Source organism: Sphingomonas sp. GC_Shp_6 (assembly GCF_026540835.1).
GTDB lineage: Bacteria > Pseudomonadota > Alphaproteobacteria > Sphingomonadales > Sphingomonadaceae > Sphingomonas.
In genome coordinates, this window is the sequence record NZ_JALNUO010000004.1 from 93,864 (window position 1) to 111,097 (window position 17,234).

At 69.5% G+C, this 17,234-nt stretch carries 14 protein-coding genes; 5 read left to right on the forward strand and 9 right to left on the reverse strand.

What is annotated here, in order from left to right; all coding sequences use genetic code 11:
• The 3 genes from OXQ95_RS06750 (at position 1) to OXQ95_RS06760 (ending at position 3,285) form a co-directional block, all read left to right on the forward strand.
• Complete coding sequence (locus tag OXQ95_RS06750; RefSeq protein ID WP_267380920.1) at positions 1 to 1,071, forward strand: hypothetical protein; 1,071 nt, start codon at positions 1 to 3, stop codon at positions 1,069 to 1,071.
• Entirely contained in the window at positions 1,068 to 1,523 is a 456-nt protein-coding gene (locus OXQ95_RS06755; RefSeq protein WP_267380921.1) for a hypothetical protein, read from the forward strand. Before OXQ95_RS06750 ends, OXQ95_RS06755 begins: the two co-directional genes overlap by 4 nt.
• A gap of 154 nt (positions 1,524 to 1,677) precedes the next feature.
• Positions 1,678 to 3,285 (forward strand): AraC family transcriptional regulator, encoded by a 1,608-nt coding sequence (locus OXQ95_RS06760; RefSeq protein WP_267380922.1) that lies wholly within the window; start codon positions 1,678 to 1,680, stop codon positions 3,283 to 3,285.
• On the opposite strand, the gene OXQ95_RS06765 is transcribed toward OXQ95_RS06760, so the two are convergent.
• The 3 genes from OXQ95_RS06765 to OXQ95_RS06775 are packed head-to-tail and all read right to left on the reverse strand — an operon-like array spanning position 3,282 to position 7,458.
• Positions 3,282 to 4,310 (reverse strand): copper resistance protein B, encoded by a 1,029-nt coding sequence (locus tag OXQ95_RS06765; protein ID WP_267380923.1) that lies wholly within the window; start codon positions 4,308 to 4,310, stop codon positions 3,282 to 3,284. The genes OXQ95_RS06760 and OXQ95_RS06765 overlap by 4 nt on opposite strands.
• Entirely contained in the window at positions 4,307 to 6,043 is a 1,737-nt protein-coding gene (locus OXQ95_RS06770; RefSeq protein WP_267380924.1) for a copper resistance system multicopper oxidase, read from the reverse strand. The genes OXQ95_RS06765 and OXQ95_RS06770 overlap by 4 nt, the downstream gene beginning before the upstream one ends.
• A complete protein-coding gene (locus OXQ95_RS06775; RefSeq protein WP_267380925.1) occupies positions 6,040 to 7,458 on the reverse strand; it encodes a phospholipase D-like domain-containing protein in 1,419 nt (472 codons plus the stop codon). Before OXQ95_RS06775 ends, OXQ95_RS06770 begins: the two co-directional genes overlap by 4 nt.
• A 153-nt stretch (positions 7,459 to 7,611) precedes the next feature.
• Here OXQ95_RS06775 and dinB point away from each other — a divergent pair, with 153 nt between their 5' ends.
• Together dinB and OXQ95_RS06785 are read left to right on the forward strand one after the other, a co-directional pair.
• Positions 7,612 to 8,694: a DNA polymerase IV gene (gene dinB, locus OXQ95_RS06780; protein ID WP_267380926.1), complete on the forward strand. Its 1,083-nt coding sequence runs from the start codon at positions 7,612 to 7,614 to the stop codon at positions 8,692 to 8,694.
• Positions 8,695 to 8,763: 69 nt separating this feature from the next.
• Complete coding sequence (locus OXQ95_RS06785; protein ID WP_267380927.1) at positions 8,764 to 9,891, forward strand: SET domain-containing protein-lysine N-methyltransferase; 1,128 nt, start codon at positions 8,764 to 8,766, stop codon at positions 9,889 to 9,891.
• A gap of 177 nt (positions 9,892 to 10,068) precedes the next feature.
• Here the strand turns inward: OXQ95_RS06785 and OXQ95_RS06790 are convergent, their stop codons facing one another.
• The 6 genes from OXQ95_RS06790 to OXQ95_RS06815 form a co-directional block, all read right to left on the reverse strand.
• Positions 10,069 to 11,925 (reverse strand): CHASE4 domain-containing protein, encoded by a 1,857-nt coding sequence (locus OXQ95_RS06790; protein ID WP_267380928.1) that lies wholly within the window; start codon positions 11,923 to 11,925, stop codon positions 10,069 to 10,071.
• Positions 11,925 to 13,802 carry an EAL domain-containing protein gene (locus tag OXQ95_RS06795; RefSeq protein WP_242095877.1) on the reverse strand — a complete coding sequence of 626 codons (1,878 nt, stop codon included), beginning with the start codon at positions 13,800 to 13,802 and terminating at the stop codon, positions 11,925 to 11,927. Before OXQ95_RS06795 ends, OXQ95_RS06790 begins: the two co-directional genes overlap by 1 nt.
• A gap of 65 nt (positions 13,803 to 13,867) precedes the next feature.
• A complete protein-coding gene (locus tag OXQ95_RS06800) occupies positions 13,868 to 14,785 on the reverse strand; it encodes an ROK family protein (protein ID WP_267380929.1) in 918 nt (305 codons plus the stop codon).
• Complete coding sequence (gene glmS / locus OXQ95_RS06805; protein ID WP_267380930.1) at positions 14,782 to 16,605, reverse strand: glutamine--fructose-6-phosphate transaminase (isomerizing); 1,824 nt, start codon at positions 16,603 to 16,605, stop codon at positions 14,782 to 14,784. The genes OXQ95_RS06800 and glmS overlap by 4 nt, the downstream gene beginning before the upstream one ends.
• A gap of 15 nt (positions 16,606 to 16,620) precedes the next feature.
• Positions 16,621 to 16,986, reverse strand: a complete 366-nt coding sequence (locus OXQ95_RS06810; RefSeq protein ID WP_267380931.1) for a type II toxin-antitoxin system VapC family toxin — start codon at positions 16,984 to 16,986, stop codon at positions 16,621 to 16,623.
• A gap of 4 nt (positions 16,987 to 16,990) precedes the next feature.
• Positions 16,991 to 17,221 carry a CopG family transcriptional regulator gene (locus OXQ95_RS06815; protein ID WP_242095881.1) on the reverse strand — a complete coding sequence of 77 codons (231 nt, stop codon included), beginning with the start codon at positions 17,219 to 17,221 and terminating at the stop codon, positions 16,991 to 16,993.
• Between the last annotated feature and the right edge of the window lie 13 nt (positions 17,222 to 17,234).

Sequence of the window (17,234 nt, forward strand, 5' to 3'; positions counted from 1 at the left end):
ATGACCGTCTCCGTCGCAAGCCGGCTGTACCGGCCGTCCGGGCTGTCCGATCTGGGGCGGCTGGTGCTGGCCTTCATCGATGGCGGCCGCCAATGGATCGACTGGGCGATGGCGGACCAGCACGCCCGCTATCAGTTCGCGGACGAGGTCGCGCTGGTCTGCGCGGTCCAGTCCGGGCTGCACGGCGCACCGTTCGTGCTGCTGGCGAAGACCGGCGTCCTCGTCAGCCCGGCGAAGCTGATGGCGACGGGCATCGCCGATCTGCGCATCCTGGCACAGGCCGAAGCCAGCACGGGCACGCCGCCCTCCGCGGTGGAGCTGACGCGCGTGTTGACGACGCACGGTCTGGTCACCGCGGCGCAGCTTGCGGACGGCACCGCGCTGCTGTCGCAGATCGGCCTGGGCGATCGCCCCGTGTTCCAGGTGCTGACGCTGGAAGACCGGCTGGCGCTGCGCACGCTCGACCTCGACGCGCGCGCCACGCCGCCGCCTGTAGGGATGATGGCGGAGGCGGCCGCGTTCGGCGTCGCGCAGGCGCGCACCCCGCTCGAGTTCATCGATTACACGCGTGCCTATCTCGCCTTCGCGATGCGGCCCGGCGCGCCCGTTACCGCGGCGGACCGGGCGTCGGCGATGCAGCGCGCGCTCGACACGCTGCTCCCGCTCAGCTTCGCCGCACTCGATTCCCCAAGCGTGCCCGGACTGGTGGCGCCGTGGGAGGTGAGCGCGGCTATCGCCGAATGGCTGCTGATGGGCCGGCAGGTCGGCTTCGCGCGCGCATCGCTGGCCGTGCAGCAGATCGTGGCGCATGCCGGCTATACCGATCAGACCGGCACCGCCGCGCAGGATCTGGTGCGCGATTATCTGGCGCGCGGACGCGTGCTGCTGGGCGATCCGGACCTCGGCCGTGGGCGGCTGGGCCAGGACGGCGCCTCCTGCACCTTCGACATCGCGTCGCACACCGACGAGGCGATCGTCGAGCTCGGCGCGACGGGCATCATCACGCTCGCGCGCCTCGCCCATGCACCGCAGACACCGTCAACAACCCCGGCCGAGGAGCCCTATCGATGACCGACGTTCGATCGCTGACGCAGAATTACAATGATCTGCAGGCGGAAATGGCAAAGCTCATGACCGCCTATCATCCGGGCAACATGGCCGCCCCGTATAGCGACGGCAGCGTCGCCGCGAGCGAGACGGACGTGCAGGCCGCCGAGAACGAGCCGGGCCTCGGCGACGGCAGCGCCGATCCGGTGCGCGAGGCCGAACAGAGCCCCGGCCTCGCGGCGTCGCGCTCACAGCCTGCGCCGTTCCCCGGCCCCATCCCCGGCGCGTCGGCCGCGACGCCCTCGTCGTCCGACGCGGCCGCGATGGCGATGAACGCCGCCCTGCGCGCGACGCGCGCGGCGCTGGTGCAGAACGTCGCAATGATCGACCAGTCGCTGGCCGCCGCGGATACCGCGGTGAGGCAGGCGATGGCGGCGATGGCGCTTCAGCCGGGTAGCGGCACCTGGCGCGGCTAAGCCATCGGCCGGACGCCGCACAAGCCACCACGCCGGAGCAATCGATGGTCCGCATCGGATGCGCCGGCTGTTGCTCCGCCGGGCCGATCGCCTTCTAACCCATGGCAGGCATTGGCGGCGTCGCGCATGCCGGAGTGGGGGGGGGATCGATCCTTTGGCTTTTTCGAGCGATCCGAAGGTCGACGCCCTCCTGCACGGCCTGGGGGATGCACACCGCACCCTGCCCGATCTCCTGGAAGCGGTCATGCGGGCGGTGGCCGCGCAGGTGGCGCCGCGCGGCGGGTCGATCCGGCTGCGCGGGCACGGCACGCTGGTGATCGGCCATCATGGCGGACAGACGGTGTCGGACTGGCTGAGCGAATCCCCCGAACCAGCAGCGCAGTCGATCGATGCGCTGGTCGCGACGCAGATTGCCCGGATCCATCCCAACGCACCGGCGTCCACCGCGGGCGAGCAGGTCTATGCGATCGCCTATGCCGGGCAGCCGCTCGGCGAATTGCGGCTCGATCTGCCTTCGCCGCCGCCGCCGGGCGGCGCGGTCGACGGCCTGATCCGCCAGGTCGCCGCCAATCTCGGGCCGCTGGTGAAGCGCTACGAGGTGCGACGCTGGAGCGAGGCGCGGCTCGGCTGCCCGATGATGCTCGTCGGCATGAGCCGGCCGCTGCGCACGCTCGAACGCTTTCTAGAGATCGCGACGCGGGGCGACCTGCCGGTGCTGCTGCGCGGCGAGTTCGGCACCGAAAAGGCGCAGCTCGCCGCCACGCTCCATTGCTGCGGCGCGCGGGGCGACGGGCCGTTCGTCCAGATCGACTGCGCCGAGCCCGACGGCGGCCCCGGCGCCTGGGTCGATCGCGCGGCGGGCGGCACGCTCTATCTCGACGACATCGACGCGCTCGACCCCAAGCTGCAACGCCAATTGCCGCAATATCTTCCGTCGCGGCTCGGCCAATGGCTCGATCGGCGGGGCGACCGGTCGGTGCGCGTGATCGCCTCCACCACCGCCGATCTTCACGCGCGCGCGGCGGAGGGGCGGTTCTCGCGCGCGCTGCTGACGGAGCTCGACTATCTATCCGCCACCATTCCACCCTTGCGCGAACGCGCCGCCGACATCGCCGCGCTGATCGGCCATGTCCTCGAACGCAACGGCTATCGCGCGGAGGACAAGCGCACCGACGCGCTGGTCAGCCTGTGCCAGGCGCATGACTGGCCCGAAAACCTGTTCGAGCTCGACCGGACGATCGCGCGGCTCGCAGTGATGACCGAGGGCAGGCCGATCGACCGCCGCGCGGTGCGCGACCATGCCCCAGGGCTCGTGGCCGACGACGATCCCGATCCGCCACGATATGAGGACGATGGCGACGACGAAGCGCCCGCCGCCGACGCTGCGCGCTGGGTGCGTGCGGCGCTCGGCGACGGCAGCGGTACGCAGGGCCTGCACGATGCGCTGGCCCGCGCGCTCTCGCATCTCGGCCGACATTTCGCCGATCCGCTGAGTATCGGCCAGCTCGCCTGGGCGGCGGGGGTCAGTCCCTCGCATCTGAGCTTCCTGTTTCGCAGCGGGATCGGCATGCCGTTCAAGACGCTGCTCGCGCATATCCGCATCCACAAGGCGTGCGAATTGCTCGGCGGCGATCACCGCCGCCCCGTCACCGACGTGGCGCTAAGCGTCGGGTTCGCCGATCTCAGCCACTTCGAACGCAGCTTCCGCCGCATCGTCGGCCAGCCGCCACGCGCCTTCCGCCGCGCACAGGTGGGCGGCTAGAACCAGAAGCGCACCCCGGCGACGAGGCTCGCCTGCGAAGGATCCTCGCCATCGGCCCGTGCGTAGCGCGCGGTGGCGCCGAGCCGTCGGTCCCAGGACAGCCCGACATAGGGGGCGAATTCGCGCGCGATCTCGTAGCGCAGCCGCAGGCCCAGTTCGGCGTTCGACAGGCCCGCGCCGATGCGGCTGCGCGCCACGTCCTGCGCGGCGAGGTTCAGCTCGACACGCGGCTGAAGCACGAGGCGCTGGTTGAGGCGTTCGTCGTACCAGCCCTCGATCCGCCCGAGCAGGTCGCCGCGATCGGACAGGAACAACGCGGCTTCGGTCTCGACCATATAGGGGGCCAGTCCCTCGATCCCGAGCGTCGCATAGCTGCGCGGCGCGGGCGCGACATCGTGGCGAAGTCCGGCCTGAAGATCGAAATAGGGCCCGATCGCGCGCGAATACAGCGCCTGGAGCTCGGCGGCATCGACGCCGTGGCGGCCGCCATCACCCTCGCTCTTCAACACCAGCCCATCGCGGTCGCCGCCGATCCACGCCTCGCCGTCCCAGCGATACCCGACCCGCCCATCGCGTACCTGCAACTCGGCCAGGTTGAAGAGCAGTTGGTAAAACACCTGCCCCCCCTGCTCGGCCATCATCCGCCGCCGCGCCGCCGCCATCGCGGCGACGGGCCAGTCGCGATCGGCATAATGGTCGCGCGGTGCCGCCGGCGCGGGTGCGTCGCCGGCTGGCAGCGCGGTTCCGGCTAAGGCTTGCGCAGCCGGCGGCATGGTCATCCCCGGCATCGCCGTCATGTCCATGGCCGACATGGCATCCGGCTTCGCCTCGGCCTTCAGGGGTTCAGCGTGCGCGGGGACGGCGGGATGCCGGTCTGCGTGCATGGGAGGATGATGCGCCGGGTGCTTGACGATCGGCCTGACGGGCGCCGAGGGCCTGACGGGCATCGGCATCGTCATGCCCGGCATCGCCTGCGCCGCCGCCATGCCGGGCAGCAGCGCGACCAGCCCGAGCGGCCATCTCATGCCGCCTCGCCCGCGGGCCTGACGCTCACGACGCGCATCATTCCCGCATGCATGTGATAGAGCATGTGGCAGTGGAACGCCCAGTCGCCCACCGCATCCGCGGTCAGGTCGAAGCTGGCGGTGCCGCCCGGCTGGACGATAACGGTATGCTTGCGCGGCGCATGGTCGCCCTGTCCGGTCACCAGCTCGAAGAAATGGCCGTGAAGATGGATCGGATGCGCCATCATCGTATCGTTGACGAGCCGGACGCGGACGCGTTCGCCCAGCACGAACGGCAGCGGCTCCATCGCGTCCGACATCTTCATGCCGTCGAACGACCACATATAGCGCTCCATATTTCCCGTCAGATGGACGTCGATCGTCCGCCCCGGCGCGCGCACATCGGGGTTGCGCGCCGCCGCGACGAGGTCGCGATAGGTGAGCACGCGGTGTCCTGCATCGGCCAGCCCCTGCCCGGGATCGCCGGTGCGGTCGGCCGGCATCGGCGCGATCGTCTGCACGCCGGAATCGCGCGCGACCTGCGGCGTGCGCGCGAAGTCGCGCATCGGCATCGCACCCATCGCCATCGGTGCGGGCGTGGCCGCTGCCGGCATCGCCATGCCCGTCATGGCATGCCCTTCCGCCATCCCCGCCATGCCCATATCCGCCATGGTCGCGACCGGGCGGCGGCGCAGCGGCGGCACCGCCCCGACCATCCCGGCGCGTGGCGCGAGCGTCGCGCGCGCTATGCCCGACCGGTCGACGCTCTCGCTCACGAGCGTATAGGCGCGATCGTCCGGCGGAATGACGATCGCGTCATAGGTCTCGGCCACGCCGATCTGGAACTCGTCCACGGTGACGGGTTTCACGTCCATCCCGTCGGCCTGCACGATCGTCATCGGCAGGCCCGGGATACGCACGTCGAACGTCGTCATCGACGAGGCGTTGACGATCCGTAGCCGCACGCGCTCGCCGCGCGCGAACAGGCCCGTCCAATTGTCGCGCGGGCCATGGCCGTTGACGAGATAGGTATAGGCCGCGCCGGTCACGTCGGCGATGTCGGTCGGGTCCATCCGCATCCGCCCCCAGCGCAACCGCTCGGCAAGCGGCTGGTCGCGCCCGGCGAGCAGGCCGCGGAGCGTCTGCTGCTGATTATCATAATAGCCCGGCTGCAGCTTCAGCCGGCGCAGGATCGCCTCGGGCGATTGCGCGCTATGGTCCGACAGGACGATGACGTGCTCGCGATCATAGGGCGCGGCGTCGGGGGCTGCGGGATCGATCACGATCGGGCCATAGACGCCCAGCTGCTCCTGCAATCCCGAATGGCTGTGATACCAATAGGTGCCCGCTTGGTTTACCGGAAACGCATAGGTGAAGCGGGTGTGCGGCGCGATGCCGGGAAACGAGATGCCCGGCACCCCGTCATAGCGCGCCGGCACGAGCAGCCCATGCCAATGGAGCGAACTGTCCTCGTCCAGCCCGTTCGTGACGTGGAGCCGCACGTCCTGCCCCTCGCGCAGCCGGATGAGCGGCCCGGGCACCGTGCCGTTGATCCCGATCGCGCGCGTCGCCCGGCCGTCCATCACCAGCGTCTGCCCCGCGATCGTCAGCGCGATGTCGGTGCCAGACACCACCGGCAGCGGCGCCGCGATCCCCGCCGACACCGGCTGCGCCCAGGCCGGCAGCCACGCCGCCAGCGCCGCCGTGCCCGCAACGCCGCGCAGCACGCTCCGCCGATCGACGGCGCGGCTCACGCCCGGCGCCAGCGCCGGAACAATCCCCGTTTCGACAGCGCTTCGAACATTTCCTCGGGGCCTTCCGGATCGAGCACCTCATTGTCGGCCAGCCAGGTCTCGACGCTGCTCAGGTCCGGAATATGGTAGGAGCCGAGCGTCTTGCCGGTGCCGCGCAGATGCTCGATCGCGCCGATCAGCGAGCCGCGCGCCGCGATCGCGGCGGCGACGGTCGCGCGGTCGGTGCCCAGATGCTCGGCGATCAGGCCGTCGCGGATCGCGGTGACGCAGGCGCGCTGCTCGGGCGCCTCGACCGCGATCGCCAGATCGCATTCGGTGTCGAGCGCGAGCGAGCGGTTGTTCACGTTGGAGGAGCCGAGCCGCAGCACGCGATCGTCGGCGATCAGGATCTTGGCGTGGCAATAGATCGGCGCGCCGGCCGCGGTATAGGGATGATACATCCGCAACCGCCCATGCCGGTCGCGCCGGCGCAGCGCCTCCATCAGCCGCGCGCGGGCGGTGTCCATCGCCACCGGCTCCAGCCACCCTTGCGCATGTTCGGGATTGATGACGACGATCTCGGGCCCGTCCGCCTCGTCCAGCCGCCGCGCCACCGCCTCGGCCACGCGGCGCGAGGCGAAATACTGGCTCTCGATATACAGATGCCGCTTCGCCCCCGCGATCTGCGCCAGAAACAGCGCTTCGTTCTCGCGCACCTCGGTCTGGTCCTTCATCCGCGGCACGGTGCGCGCGATCGCCACGTCCACCCCGGTGAAGTCCTTCGCCAGCCCCTCGGGCCAGCAAGGGCCTGCCGTCGTGACGGCCTCGAGCGTGCCGCCCCCCGCGACGCGCCACCGGTCGCGCGCCAGTTCGCCGAGCGCGGCGGCCACCGGCCCGTTCACCGCGCTGATCGCGTCGTGCCAGGGCTTGTAGGGCTTGCCGCGCGGCGTCATCCGGCCGGGATCGCCGTCGCGGTGCTCGCGCGTATCCCACCGGTCGCTGGTCATGTCGATGCCGCCGCAAAAGGCAAGGCAATCGTCGACGATCACGATCTTCTGGTGATGCGACCCACCCGTCGGGTGATGCCCGTCGAGCCGGGTGTGGATCCGTGGATGGCGCATCCATTTCAGCACCGTCAGCACGGTCGTGCCGCGCAGCACGGCCTTCAGCGCCCCGACGTCCCAGCGCAGCAGGAACACTTCGAGATCGGGATTGCGCTCCACCAGCCAATAGACGAACTCGCCGATCGTCGCCGGCCCTTCGGTCGCCTCACTGTCGAGCACGATCCGCGCGTCGAAATCCCAGCCGACCATCATGATCCGGCGCTTGGCGCCCAGCATCGCGCGGCGGGCGTAGCGGAAATAATCCGCGGCATCGACGATCACCGACATGGCGTCGGCCCGTTCGATCCGCCAGCAATCGCGACCCGGCTGCATGTTCCCTCCTCCGCTGTCGGCCGGCCCATGTCGGCTTGCGCGGGCAAAGGCAAACCGATTGCCGCCCGCGCCGCCCCGCCGGCCACACGGCGCGCACGAACGAAAGCGGAACACTTTCCCTTTGCCCGGTATTTCTTTAACGCTGTCAGTCGGATGGCCGACGATGCCCCTTTCCCGCCGCGCAAGATCATCCATGTCGACATGGACGCCTTCTACGCGAGCGTGGAGCAGCGCGACGATCCGGGCCTGCGCGGTCGCCCGGTCGCGGTGGGCGGATCGCGCGCGCGGGGCGTGGTGGCGGCGGCGAGCTACGAGGCGCGTGCCTTCGGCGTGCGATCGGCGATGCCCTCGGTCACCGCGATCCGGCGCTGCCCCGATCTCGTCTTCGTCTCGCCGCGCTTCGACGTGTATCGCGGCATCTCGCAACAGATCCGCGCCATCTTCGCCGACTATACCGCGCTGATCGAGCCACTGTCGCTCGACGAAGCCTATCTCGACGTGAGCGAGGACGTGCGCGGCCTGGGCTCGGCGCGCGCCATCGCCGACGAGATCCGCGCGCGCATCAAGGGCGATACGGGGCTCACCGCTTCCGCCGGGGTCAGCTACAACAAGTTCATCGCCAAGCTCGCCTCGGACCAGAACAAGCCTGACGGCGTCTGCGTCATCCCGCCCGCCAAGGGTGCTGCCTTCGTCGCCTCGCTGCCGGTGAAACGCTTCCACGGCGTTGGCCCGGTCACCGCCAAGCGCATGGAGACGCTCGGCATCCTGACCGGCGCGGACCTGCGCGATCGTCCGCTCGCCTTTCTCCAGGCGCATTTCGGCGCCTATGCCGATTATCTGTACGGCGCGGCGCGCGGGCAGGACGATCGCCCGGTGCGCGCCGACCGGCCGAGCAAATCGGTGGGCGCCGAGCGCACGTTCGAGACCAACCTCACCGATCCCGCCGATCTCGACGCGGGGCTCGCGCGCGTGGCGGAGGCGGCATGGGTGCGGATCGCGCGGGCGGGCACGCTCGGGCGCACCGTCACGCTGAAGCTGCGCCACGCCGATTTCCGCACGATCACGCGCGCGCGGTCGCTGGCCGAGCCGGTTTGCGACCAGGCCCGGTTCCTGGCCATCGGCCGCGCGCTGCTGGCCGCGCAACTGCCAGTTGCGGACGGCGTCCGGCTGCTCGGCCTCACCCTGTCGGGGATCGTCGACGAGGCACCGGAGGTGCAGCCCAGCCTGCCGCTTTGATCCGCGCATCGCCATGGACGGATTTTAACCTTTGGTTTACCACGTTCCCGGGCATTCAACGGGCGGGGCATGACGATCGAACCCTGGTTCATCGCAGCGATGGTGGCGAGTCTTGCAGGGTACGGCGTCTATATCGTCGGGCTGACGCGGCATCTCGTCGAGCCGAACCGCGCCTCCTGGCTGATCTGGAGCGCGGCGACGGGCGTCGAGGCCGCGACCTATGCCGCGGTCAACCCCGGCGCGCCGCAGGCCTGGGTGTTCGGCCTGTCAGCGCTCGCCTGCGTGACGGTCACGCTGTCGATGTGGGGGCGCTCGCGCTGGCGCCGGCCGACGCCGGTCGAGGGGCTGTGCATGACGGCCGCCCTGTCAGCGATCCTGCTGTGGCTCGTCTTTCGCGAGGCATTCTGGGCGCATATGCTCGTCGTCGCGGCGGTGCCGATCAGTTTCTGGCCGACTTGGGAAAGCGTGTGGGCGGATCGCGCGCGCGAGCGCTCGCCCGCCTGGGGGCTGTGGACGCTGGGCGATCTGGCCACCCTGCTCGTGGCGACTCACGGCCATGGGTCTGGCCTTGGCGAATATAGCTATATCCTGGTCGAGCTGCTCTGCCATGCGAGCGTGTGGCTGATGGTGGGCCTCGGCACCCTCAACCCGGTGCGCGCCTTCGGCTATCGCGACGGGCGGCTGCGCGTGCTCGACGCGATGGAGCGCGGCAATCCCTTCGCGGTGCGCGAGACGCATCTCGGCAAGGCCGTCTACGCGGTGCAGGGGCTGGCCGAGGGCGAGACGATCGTCCGCTTCGGTGGCCGGCAGGTGGCGGCCGCGCGGCTGCCGGGCGGGGTCAGCGGCGCGGACGACCGCTTCGTCCAGGTCGCGCCCGATCGCTATCTAGGGCCCTCGGGCCGGATCGACGATCTCATCAACCATAGCTGCGCACCCAATGCCGGTGTGCGCTTCACGCCGGAGGGCGTGGTGCTGGTCGCGATCCGCGCGATCCCGGCCGGCGAGGAGATCGTCTGGGATTATTCGACGACGCTGCAGAATTCGCACTGGCAGATGGAATGCCGCTGCGGCGCGCCCGAATGCCGCGGCACGATCGGCGACTTCGCCACGCTTCCGCCCGAACGCCAGGCCTGGTTCCGCGAGCGCGACCTGGTGGCGCCCTATCTGCGTGAACCGGCGCGGGAGAAGGCTGCCTAGCCTATCGTTCCCTTGCTCCGTTCGCCCTGAGCTTGTCGAAGCCTGTCCTGAGCTCCGCCGAAGGGGGCCTGTGCCGCATGGCGACGGCTCGATTGGGGAGAGCGTGCTTCGACAAGCTCGGCACGAACGGAGTGGGACACTGGAACGACCGTCATCCGCTCCAGACGTTACGTCCGGCTATGCCGCGACCGCCAGCTCGGCGGGCCGCTTCAGCGTCAGGATCGCCACCGCACCACAGCCGCGGCCCTCGCTTTCGAGGCGCAGCGATCCCTCCATCGCGTTCATGGCATTGGCGCACCAGTGGAGCCCCAGCCCGCCCGATTTGTGCGCCCGCGTGGAAAAGCCGCGCTGGAACAAGGTCGCCCCCGTTTCCGCATCGAAGCCCTCGCCATCGTCCCGAATCGCGATCGTCACATGCTCGGCCGTCTCGGTGACGGAGACGGCGATCGATCCGCTGCCCGTGCCGCGTGCGGCGATCGCCTCGGCGGCATTGCCGAACAGATTGCCGATCACCTGGCTGAGGATCACGCGCGCGGCGAGCGCGCGGTGGAAGCCGGAGGGGAAGCTGAACGCGATCGAGGCCTGCGGGGCATAGCGCGCGATCGTGGCGTTGCGCGCGACGATCTCGGTCACGTCGCACACTTCCAGCGCGGGGCGTTCGTGCGCGTGTGCCTGTTGCTGGCCGATGATCTCGAGCACATGCGCCATCGCCTCGCGCCCCACCCGAAGCTCGCTGCGCGTCGCCTCGCGGCTGCTGTCGTCGGCTTCGAACGCGGCGGCGACGAAGGCGACGAGCTTCTGCCGGCGCGGCGCGGGCAGATCGTCGCGCGCCAGTTCGCCGATCGCGCGCGCGATCGTGGCGCGGTCGATCGGCGGCGCCTGGCCGACGCCCTGGCTCAGGATGGTGCTGATCGGGTTCAGCGCGTTGCGGACGTTGTGCATCACCGCAACCGCGCTTTCGCTGCGGCCGAGCGCGAAGGATTGCACCTCCACCTGCTCGCGCAGATCCTTCAACTGGCGCAACATCGCGTTGAAGCTGCGGCCGAGCGAGCCGATCTCGTCGCGGCGATCCTCCTCCTCCAGCATGCTCATCGAGCCCGAGGCGCGCACCCGCTGCATATGGCTCTCGACGCGGTGGAGCGGGCGCAGCACCAGCCGGCCGATCATCCGCCGCAGCACGATCAGCACGATCAGCAGCAGCAGCGTCGATCCCGCGACCGCGAGCATCAGCATGCGCCGCCCGAGCAGCGAGATGTCGCGCGGCACGCTGAAACGCGCGCTGGCCACCGCATGGCCGTCGGCACCACGGATCGGCACCGCGATGCCCATCGTCGCGTGGCCAGGCGTGGTCACCTCCCGGTCGGCGATCGCGGGATCGATCCGCGCGCCCAGCTGGAGCAGTTCGGACAGGCGCCGCGACGTGATCGTGCGCGCCATCAGCACATAGCCGCGCGGGACTCCGGTGCCGTCGGACCGGCGCACCTGCGCCACGCCGATCGCCGCCACCTCGGGCCCCAGCCGCGCATAGAAGCGACCGGAATTGCTGTGCCCGATCGCGCGTGCGAGCGAGACGCGTCGGGTGACCGCGATGAGCGCATCGCGCATCGCCGGCTGGCCCGCACCGCCCTGCCCCAGCCAGCGCGCGATCACCACGCGGCCGTCGGGCGCGACATAGGCCATACCCTGCACGCCCAGATTGGTCATCGCGAGCGGGGAGAAGCTGTCGCGTTCGAACTTGGCGGTCGGATGCGCCATGTAGAGATAGCTGTCGTTCCAGTCGCCATAATCGCGCACCGCGCTCTCGGCCTTGGAGGCATATTCGGCGAGCGCCGCGCGCGTGCGCTCGACATGGCCCGCGATCGCCTTGGCCTCCAGCTGGTCGAAGCTGGGCGTGATGACGGCGGCGAGCATCAGCGTGATGCCCACCGCGCCGGCGATGCCGACGCCGGTCATGAACAGGACGAGCTTCGCGCCGAGCGAAGCCGGGCTGCGAATCAGGCGGCCCGCGCGCGCCGACCGGCCGGGCATCCGCATCAACCCAGCGTTCCGGTGCCCGGTTCGTCGCCGCGATCGTCCGCGCCGCCGAGGAAGCGCTGGAGCGCGAGTTCGCACGCGATGTCGGGTGCCACCGGCCGCGAGAAGAAATAGCCTTGGAGATGGCTGGCGCCCGCAATCCGCAGCGCCTGGACCTGCGCCTCGGTCTCCACGCCCTCGGCGATCACCTCCAGCCCCAGCGCGCGGCCGAGATGGATGATCGAATGGACGATCGCCGCGCTTTCGCGCTCGCGGCCCATGCCGTCGATGAAGCTGCGATCGATCTTGAGCGAATCGAGCGCGAACTTGCGGATATTGTAGAGCGAGGAATAGCCGGTGCCGAAATCGTCGAGCGCGATGCGGAAGCCCATCTGGCGCAGCTTGTAGAGCGTCTCGGCAGCGCGTTCGGCATCGTCGAAGATCGCCGTCTCGGTGATCTCGATCTGAACGCGCGATGGCACGGCGCCGGCGCGCTGCACGCTTTCCATGATATGGCCGACGAAATTGTGGCGGCGGAACTGGCGCGGCGAGAAGTTCACCGAGACATATTGATCGGGCCAGCGCTTCAGCACCGCCAGCGCCTCGTCGAGGATCCAGTCGCCGAGTTCGTGGATGACGTTCGATTCCTCGGCGATCGGGATGAACGTCGCCGGGCTGATCGGGCCATATTCGGGGGTGTTCCAGCGCACGAGCGCCTCGAAACCCATGACCTGGATCGCATCGCGCGAGACGATCGGCTGATAGACGAGGCTCAGCTCGCCCCGTGCGATCGCCTGGCCCAGCCCGTGCTCAACGCGGCGGCGAAAGCGGATGCCCTCGTCCATGCTTTCGTCGAACAGGCGGGTGACGCCGCGCCCGGCGCGCTTGGCATCGTTGAGCGCGAGATCCGCGCGGCGCATCGCGTCGATCGGGTCGCACCCCGCGCCGTCGATCACGACGAGGCCGGCGGACGCACCGCTCTGAACCGAATTGCCGAACACCTGATGCGTGCCGGTGCAGGCCAACACGATCCGGTCGCACGCCATCACCGCGGCCTCTTCGCCCGGCGTGTCGAACAGGATGCCGAATTCGTCGCCGCCGAGCCGCGCGACGATCGCGCCCTCGGGCGCCGACGCCTGCAGGATCGCGCACACGTCGCGGATCAGCGCATCGCCGGCCAGATGGCCGAGCGTGTCGTTCACGAGCTTGAACCGGTCGAGATCGACCATCGCAGTCGCATAGGGGCCGTCGCGCTTCACCCGATCGCCGAGCGCGCGGAGAAAGGCGAGGCGGTTGGGCGCGTCGGTCAGCGAATCATGCGTCGCCATATGGATCGCGCGGCTCTCGTTCGCGGCGAGTTCGAGGCTTTGCTCCTCCAGCAGCGCGACCTGCGCGCCGAGCATGCGGCGTGCGGTCGCCAGTTCGCGATCGACCTCCCACCTTTTGCCGAGCGCGGTCGCGGTCTGCACGATCTCGGCCACTTCGAAGGGCTTGGCGATATAGAAGATCTTGTCGGGCGGCCCGGCCACCTTGCTGATCTCGATCGGCGAGAAATCGGAATAGCCGGTGACGATCACCAGGTTGATCTCGGGATCGAGCGCGCGGATGCGGCGCGCAGTCTCGCGGCCGTCGATGCCGGGGGGCATGCGAACGTCGATGAACGCCACCGGATAGGGCGTGCCGGCCGCCAGCGCCGCTTCCACGGCGGCGATCGCGTCCAGGCCCTGGTGGCAGTGGGTCAGATCGAATTCCGGCCCGTCCGGCTCGGCATCGTCGTCGTCCCCGAACAATTCGGCCGCCATCGCCGACAGCGCGGCGCCCTCTGCGGCGCGCGGCGCTAGGCTGCGCGCATAGCTGTCATGCATCGCGGGTTCGTCGTCGACGATCAGAATGCGCATGCGGTCATCGTCCTTCCGCAGCCGGGATCGCTGCGCCTTGGTCGGACGGTGGTAGCCAGGCGCGGTTAAGGCGCCGTAAACGAACTCTGCAGCTGTTCGCCGAGCGCCTGGGCGCCGAGCACGATCGCCCCCAGCGGGCCGGCCCTTCCCCCGAGCGCGGGCGGAACGACATAGCTGTCCGCCAGCGCCACCTCGGGCAAGGTAATATAACCGCCCAGACTGCGCGTCATCGCAGCACGCACGCTCGGGAACAGGTGGCTGGTGCCGACCATCACGCCGCCGCCCATCACCACCCGCCGCGGGATGCCCGTCAGCACCAGCGTGTGGAGCAACTGCCCGATCGCCTGCGCGACCGTCTCCCAGGCAGGATGCGCGGCGGGCAGGTCTTCGGCGGCGATGCCGGTGCGCGCGGCGATCGCCGGGCCCGACACCAGTCCTTCGAGGCAGGCGCCGTGGAACGGGCAAATGCCGAGCCAGTCGTCGCCAGGCGCGCGCACCGGGCGGATATGGCCGAGCTCGGAATGGGTGAGCCCGTCCACCGGCCGCCCACCCGCGATCATCCCCGCGCCGACGCCCGTGCCGATCGTCACATAGGCGATGTCGGCCAGCCCCTTCGCCGCACCCCAGCGCGCCTCGGCGAGCGCCGCGCCCACCACATCGGTGTGGAAGCCGACGGGCACGTTGTACCGGCTGCGGATGCGCCCGACGATGTCGGTGCCCGCCCAGCCGGGCTTGGGCGTCGAGGTGATGTGGCCGTAATCGCTCGCATGCCGGTCGATCGAGATCGGGCCGAAGCTCGCGATGCCGATCGCCACGAACCCGCTCCAGCGATCGAGCACCGCCTCCACCGCGGCGAGTGTCTCCTCGGGCCGGGTGGTGGGGATGCGCACCTCGTCCTCGATCGTGTCGGGGCCGCTGGCGAGGATGCAGTTGATCTTGGTGCCGCCGAGTTCGATGCCGGCGACGAGAGGGGCCTCGCTCATTCGACCGTCACCGACTTGGCGAGGTTGCGCGGCTGGTCGACATCGGTCCCCTTGGCCACCGCCACGTGATAGGCGAGCAACTGCACGGGCACCGCATAGACGATCGGCGCGATCAGCGGATGCACCTTTGGCATGGTGATCGTCGCCACACAGCCCTCGCCCGCCGCCTGGATGCCGTCATAATCCGAAATCAGGATAACCTTGCCGCCGCGTGCCTGCACCTCCTGCATGTTGCTCACCGTCTTCTCGAACAGCGGCCCGGAGGGCGCGATGACGATCACCGGCACATTCTCGTCGATCAGCGCGATCGGCCCGTGCTTCATCTCGCCCGCGGCATAGCCCTCGGCATGAATGTAGCTGATTTCCTTCAGTTTCAGCGCACCCTCCAGCGCCAGCGGATAATCGGTGCCGCGCCCGAGATAGAGCACGTCGCGCGCCACCGCGACCACGCCGGACATCGCCTGAATCGCATCGTCATAGGCCAGCGCGCCGTTGATCGAGGCGGGCGCTTCGGCCAGATGCCGCACGAGCTGGCGTTCGTCGGCTTCGGAAAGCCGGCCCTTGGCCTTGGCCAGATTGGCGGCCAGCGCGGCGAGCACCGCAAGCTGGCAGGTGAACGCCTTGGTCGACGCGACGCCGATTTCGGGCCCGGCATGCGTCGGCAGCAACAGATCGGCCTCGCGCGCCATGCTGCTGGTCGGCACGTTGACGACCGCGGCGATCGTCTGGCCTTCGGACTTCGCGTGGCGCAGCGCCGCGAGCGTATCAGCGGTTTCGCCCGACTGGCTGATGACGATCATCAACCCGCCCGGCTCCATCACCGGCGCGCGGTAGCGGAACTCGCTCGCGACATCGAGATCGACCGGCACGCGCGCGAACTGCTCGAACCAGTATTTGGCGACCATGCCCGCATAGAAGCTCGTCCCGCATGCGACGATCGTCACGCGCTTGATTCCCGACAGGTCGAAGTCCGGGATCGGCAGCACCACCTTGCCCTCCAGCCGCTGGAGATAGGATCGCAGCGTCTGCGCGACGACGATCGGCTGCTCGTAAATCTCCTTCAGCATGTAATGCCGGTGGTTGCCCTTGGAGACGAGCTCCCCCGTCACGCCCGAGATCGTGATCGGCCGCTCGACGGGCGCGTTCGCCTGGTCATAAACCTGAACGCCGTCGCGCGTCAGCACCGCCCAGTCGCCCTCGTCCAGATAGGCGATCCGCTGCGTCAGCGGGGCGAGCGCCAGCGCATCGGATCCCAGATACATCTCGCCATCGCCGTGCCCGATCACCAGCGGCGAACCGAGCCGCGCGCCGATCAGCAGATCGGGATGCCGGCGGAACAGGATCGCGAGCGCGAACGCGCCGTGCAGGCGTGGCAGCACCTCGCGGACCCCGTCGACCGGCTCCATGCCCGCCTCCACCTTTTCGCTGACGAGATGCGCGACGACTTCGGTGTCGGTCTCGCTGGTGAAGGTGCGGCCCCGCGCGATCAGTTCGTCGCGCAGCGCCTTGAAATTCTCGATGATGCCGTTGTGCACCACTGCGACCTCGCCCGTCGCGTGCGGGTGGGCGTTGTTGGTGGTGGGGCCACCATGCGTCGCCCAGCGGGTGTGCGCGATACCGGTCTTGCCCGGCAGCGGGTTGGCCGCGAGTTCCTTGGCCAGGTTGACGAGCTTGCCCGAGGCACGGCGGCGATCGATCGCGCCATCATGGTCGGTCGCGATCCCGGCGGAATCATAGCCGCGATATTCGAGTCGCTTCAGCCCGTCGAGCAGCCGGTCGGCCACGTCCTCGGTGCTCAGGATACCTACGATTCCACACATGGGGCTGCTCTTGGACTAGAGGGTATAGGGAATGCGGACTCCCGGCATGGTCGCCGGGAAGTCCCTCGTGTTGCGGGTGACGAGCACGGACCCGTTTACCCAGGCGGTGGCAAGGATCAATGCGTCGAGCAGTTTCATGCGGCTTTGATGGCGGATGTCGGCCGCGGCCAGCGCGATCGGACCGTCCACCTCGACCAGCTCGAACGAAGCGAGAAGGTCGCGGACGCGGTGCCGCGTCTCCGGCGCCTCTCCGGCGAGCACCTCGGTCCACACGATCCGGCTGATCCGGTGCCGCGGGAAACGCTCCAGTTCGTCGACCGCCTGCGGACGACCGATCAGCCAGTCGATGAGGATGCTGGTATCGAAGAACGGTTCCTCCATGGGGCTAGTCGACGGTCCGATCCTCGCGCACCGCGCGCTGATAGTCCACGGTGTCGCCGATGTCGGTGCGCCCCTTCCAATAGCCCGCACCCCGGCGGATCCAGTCCTTGTTGGTCTCGGCACGAAAGGCCGCGACCGCTTCGCGCACCAGCGCGGCGCGCGACGTCTTCACCTCGCCGGCCCGCGCATCGAGCCAGCGGATATCGTCTTCGGGAAGATCGACCAGGGTTCTCATGACCATATGATAT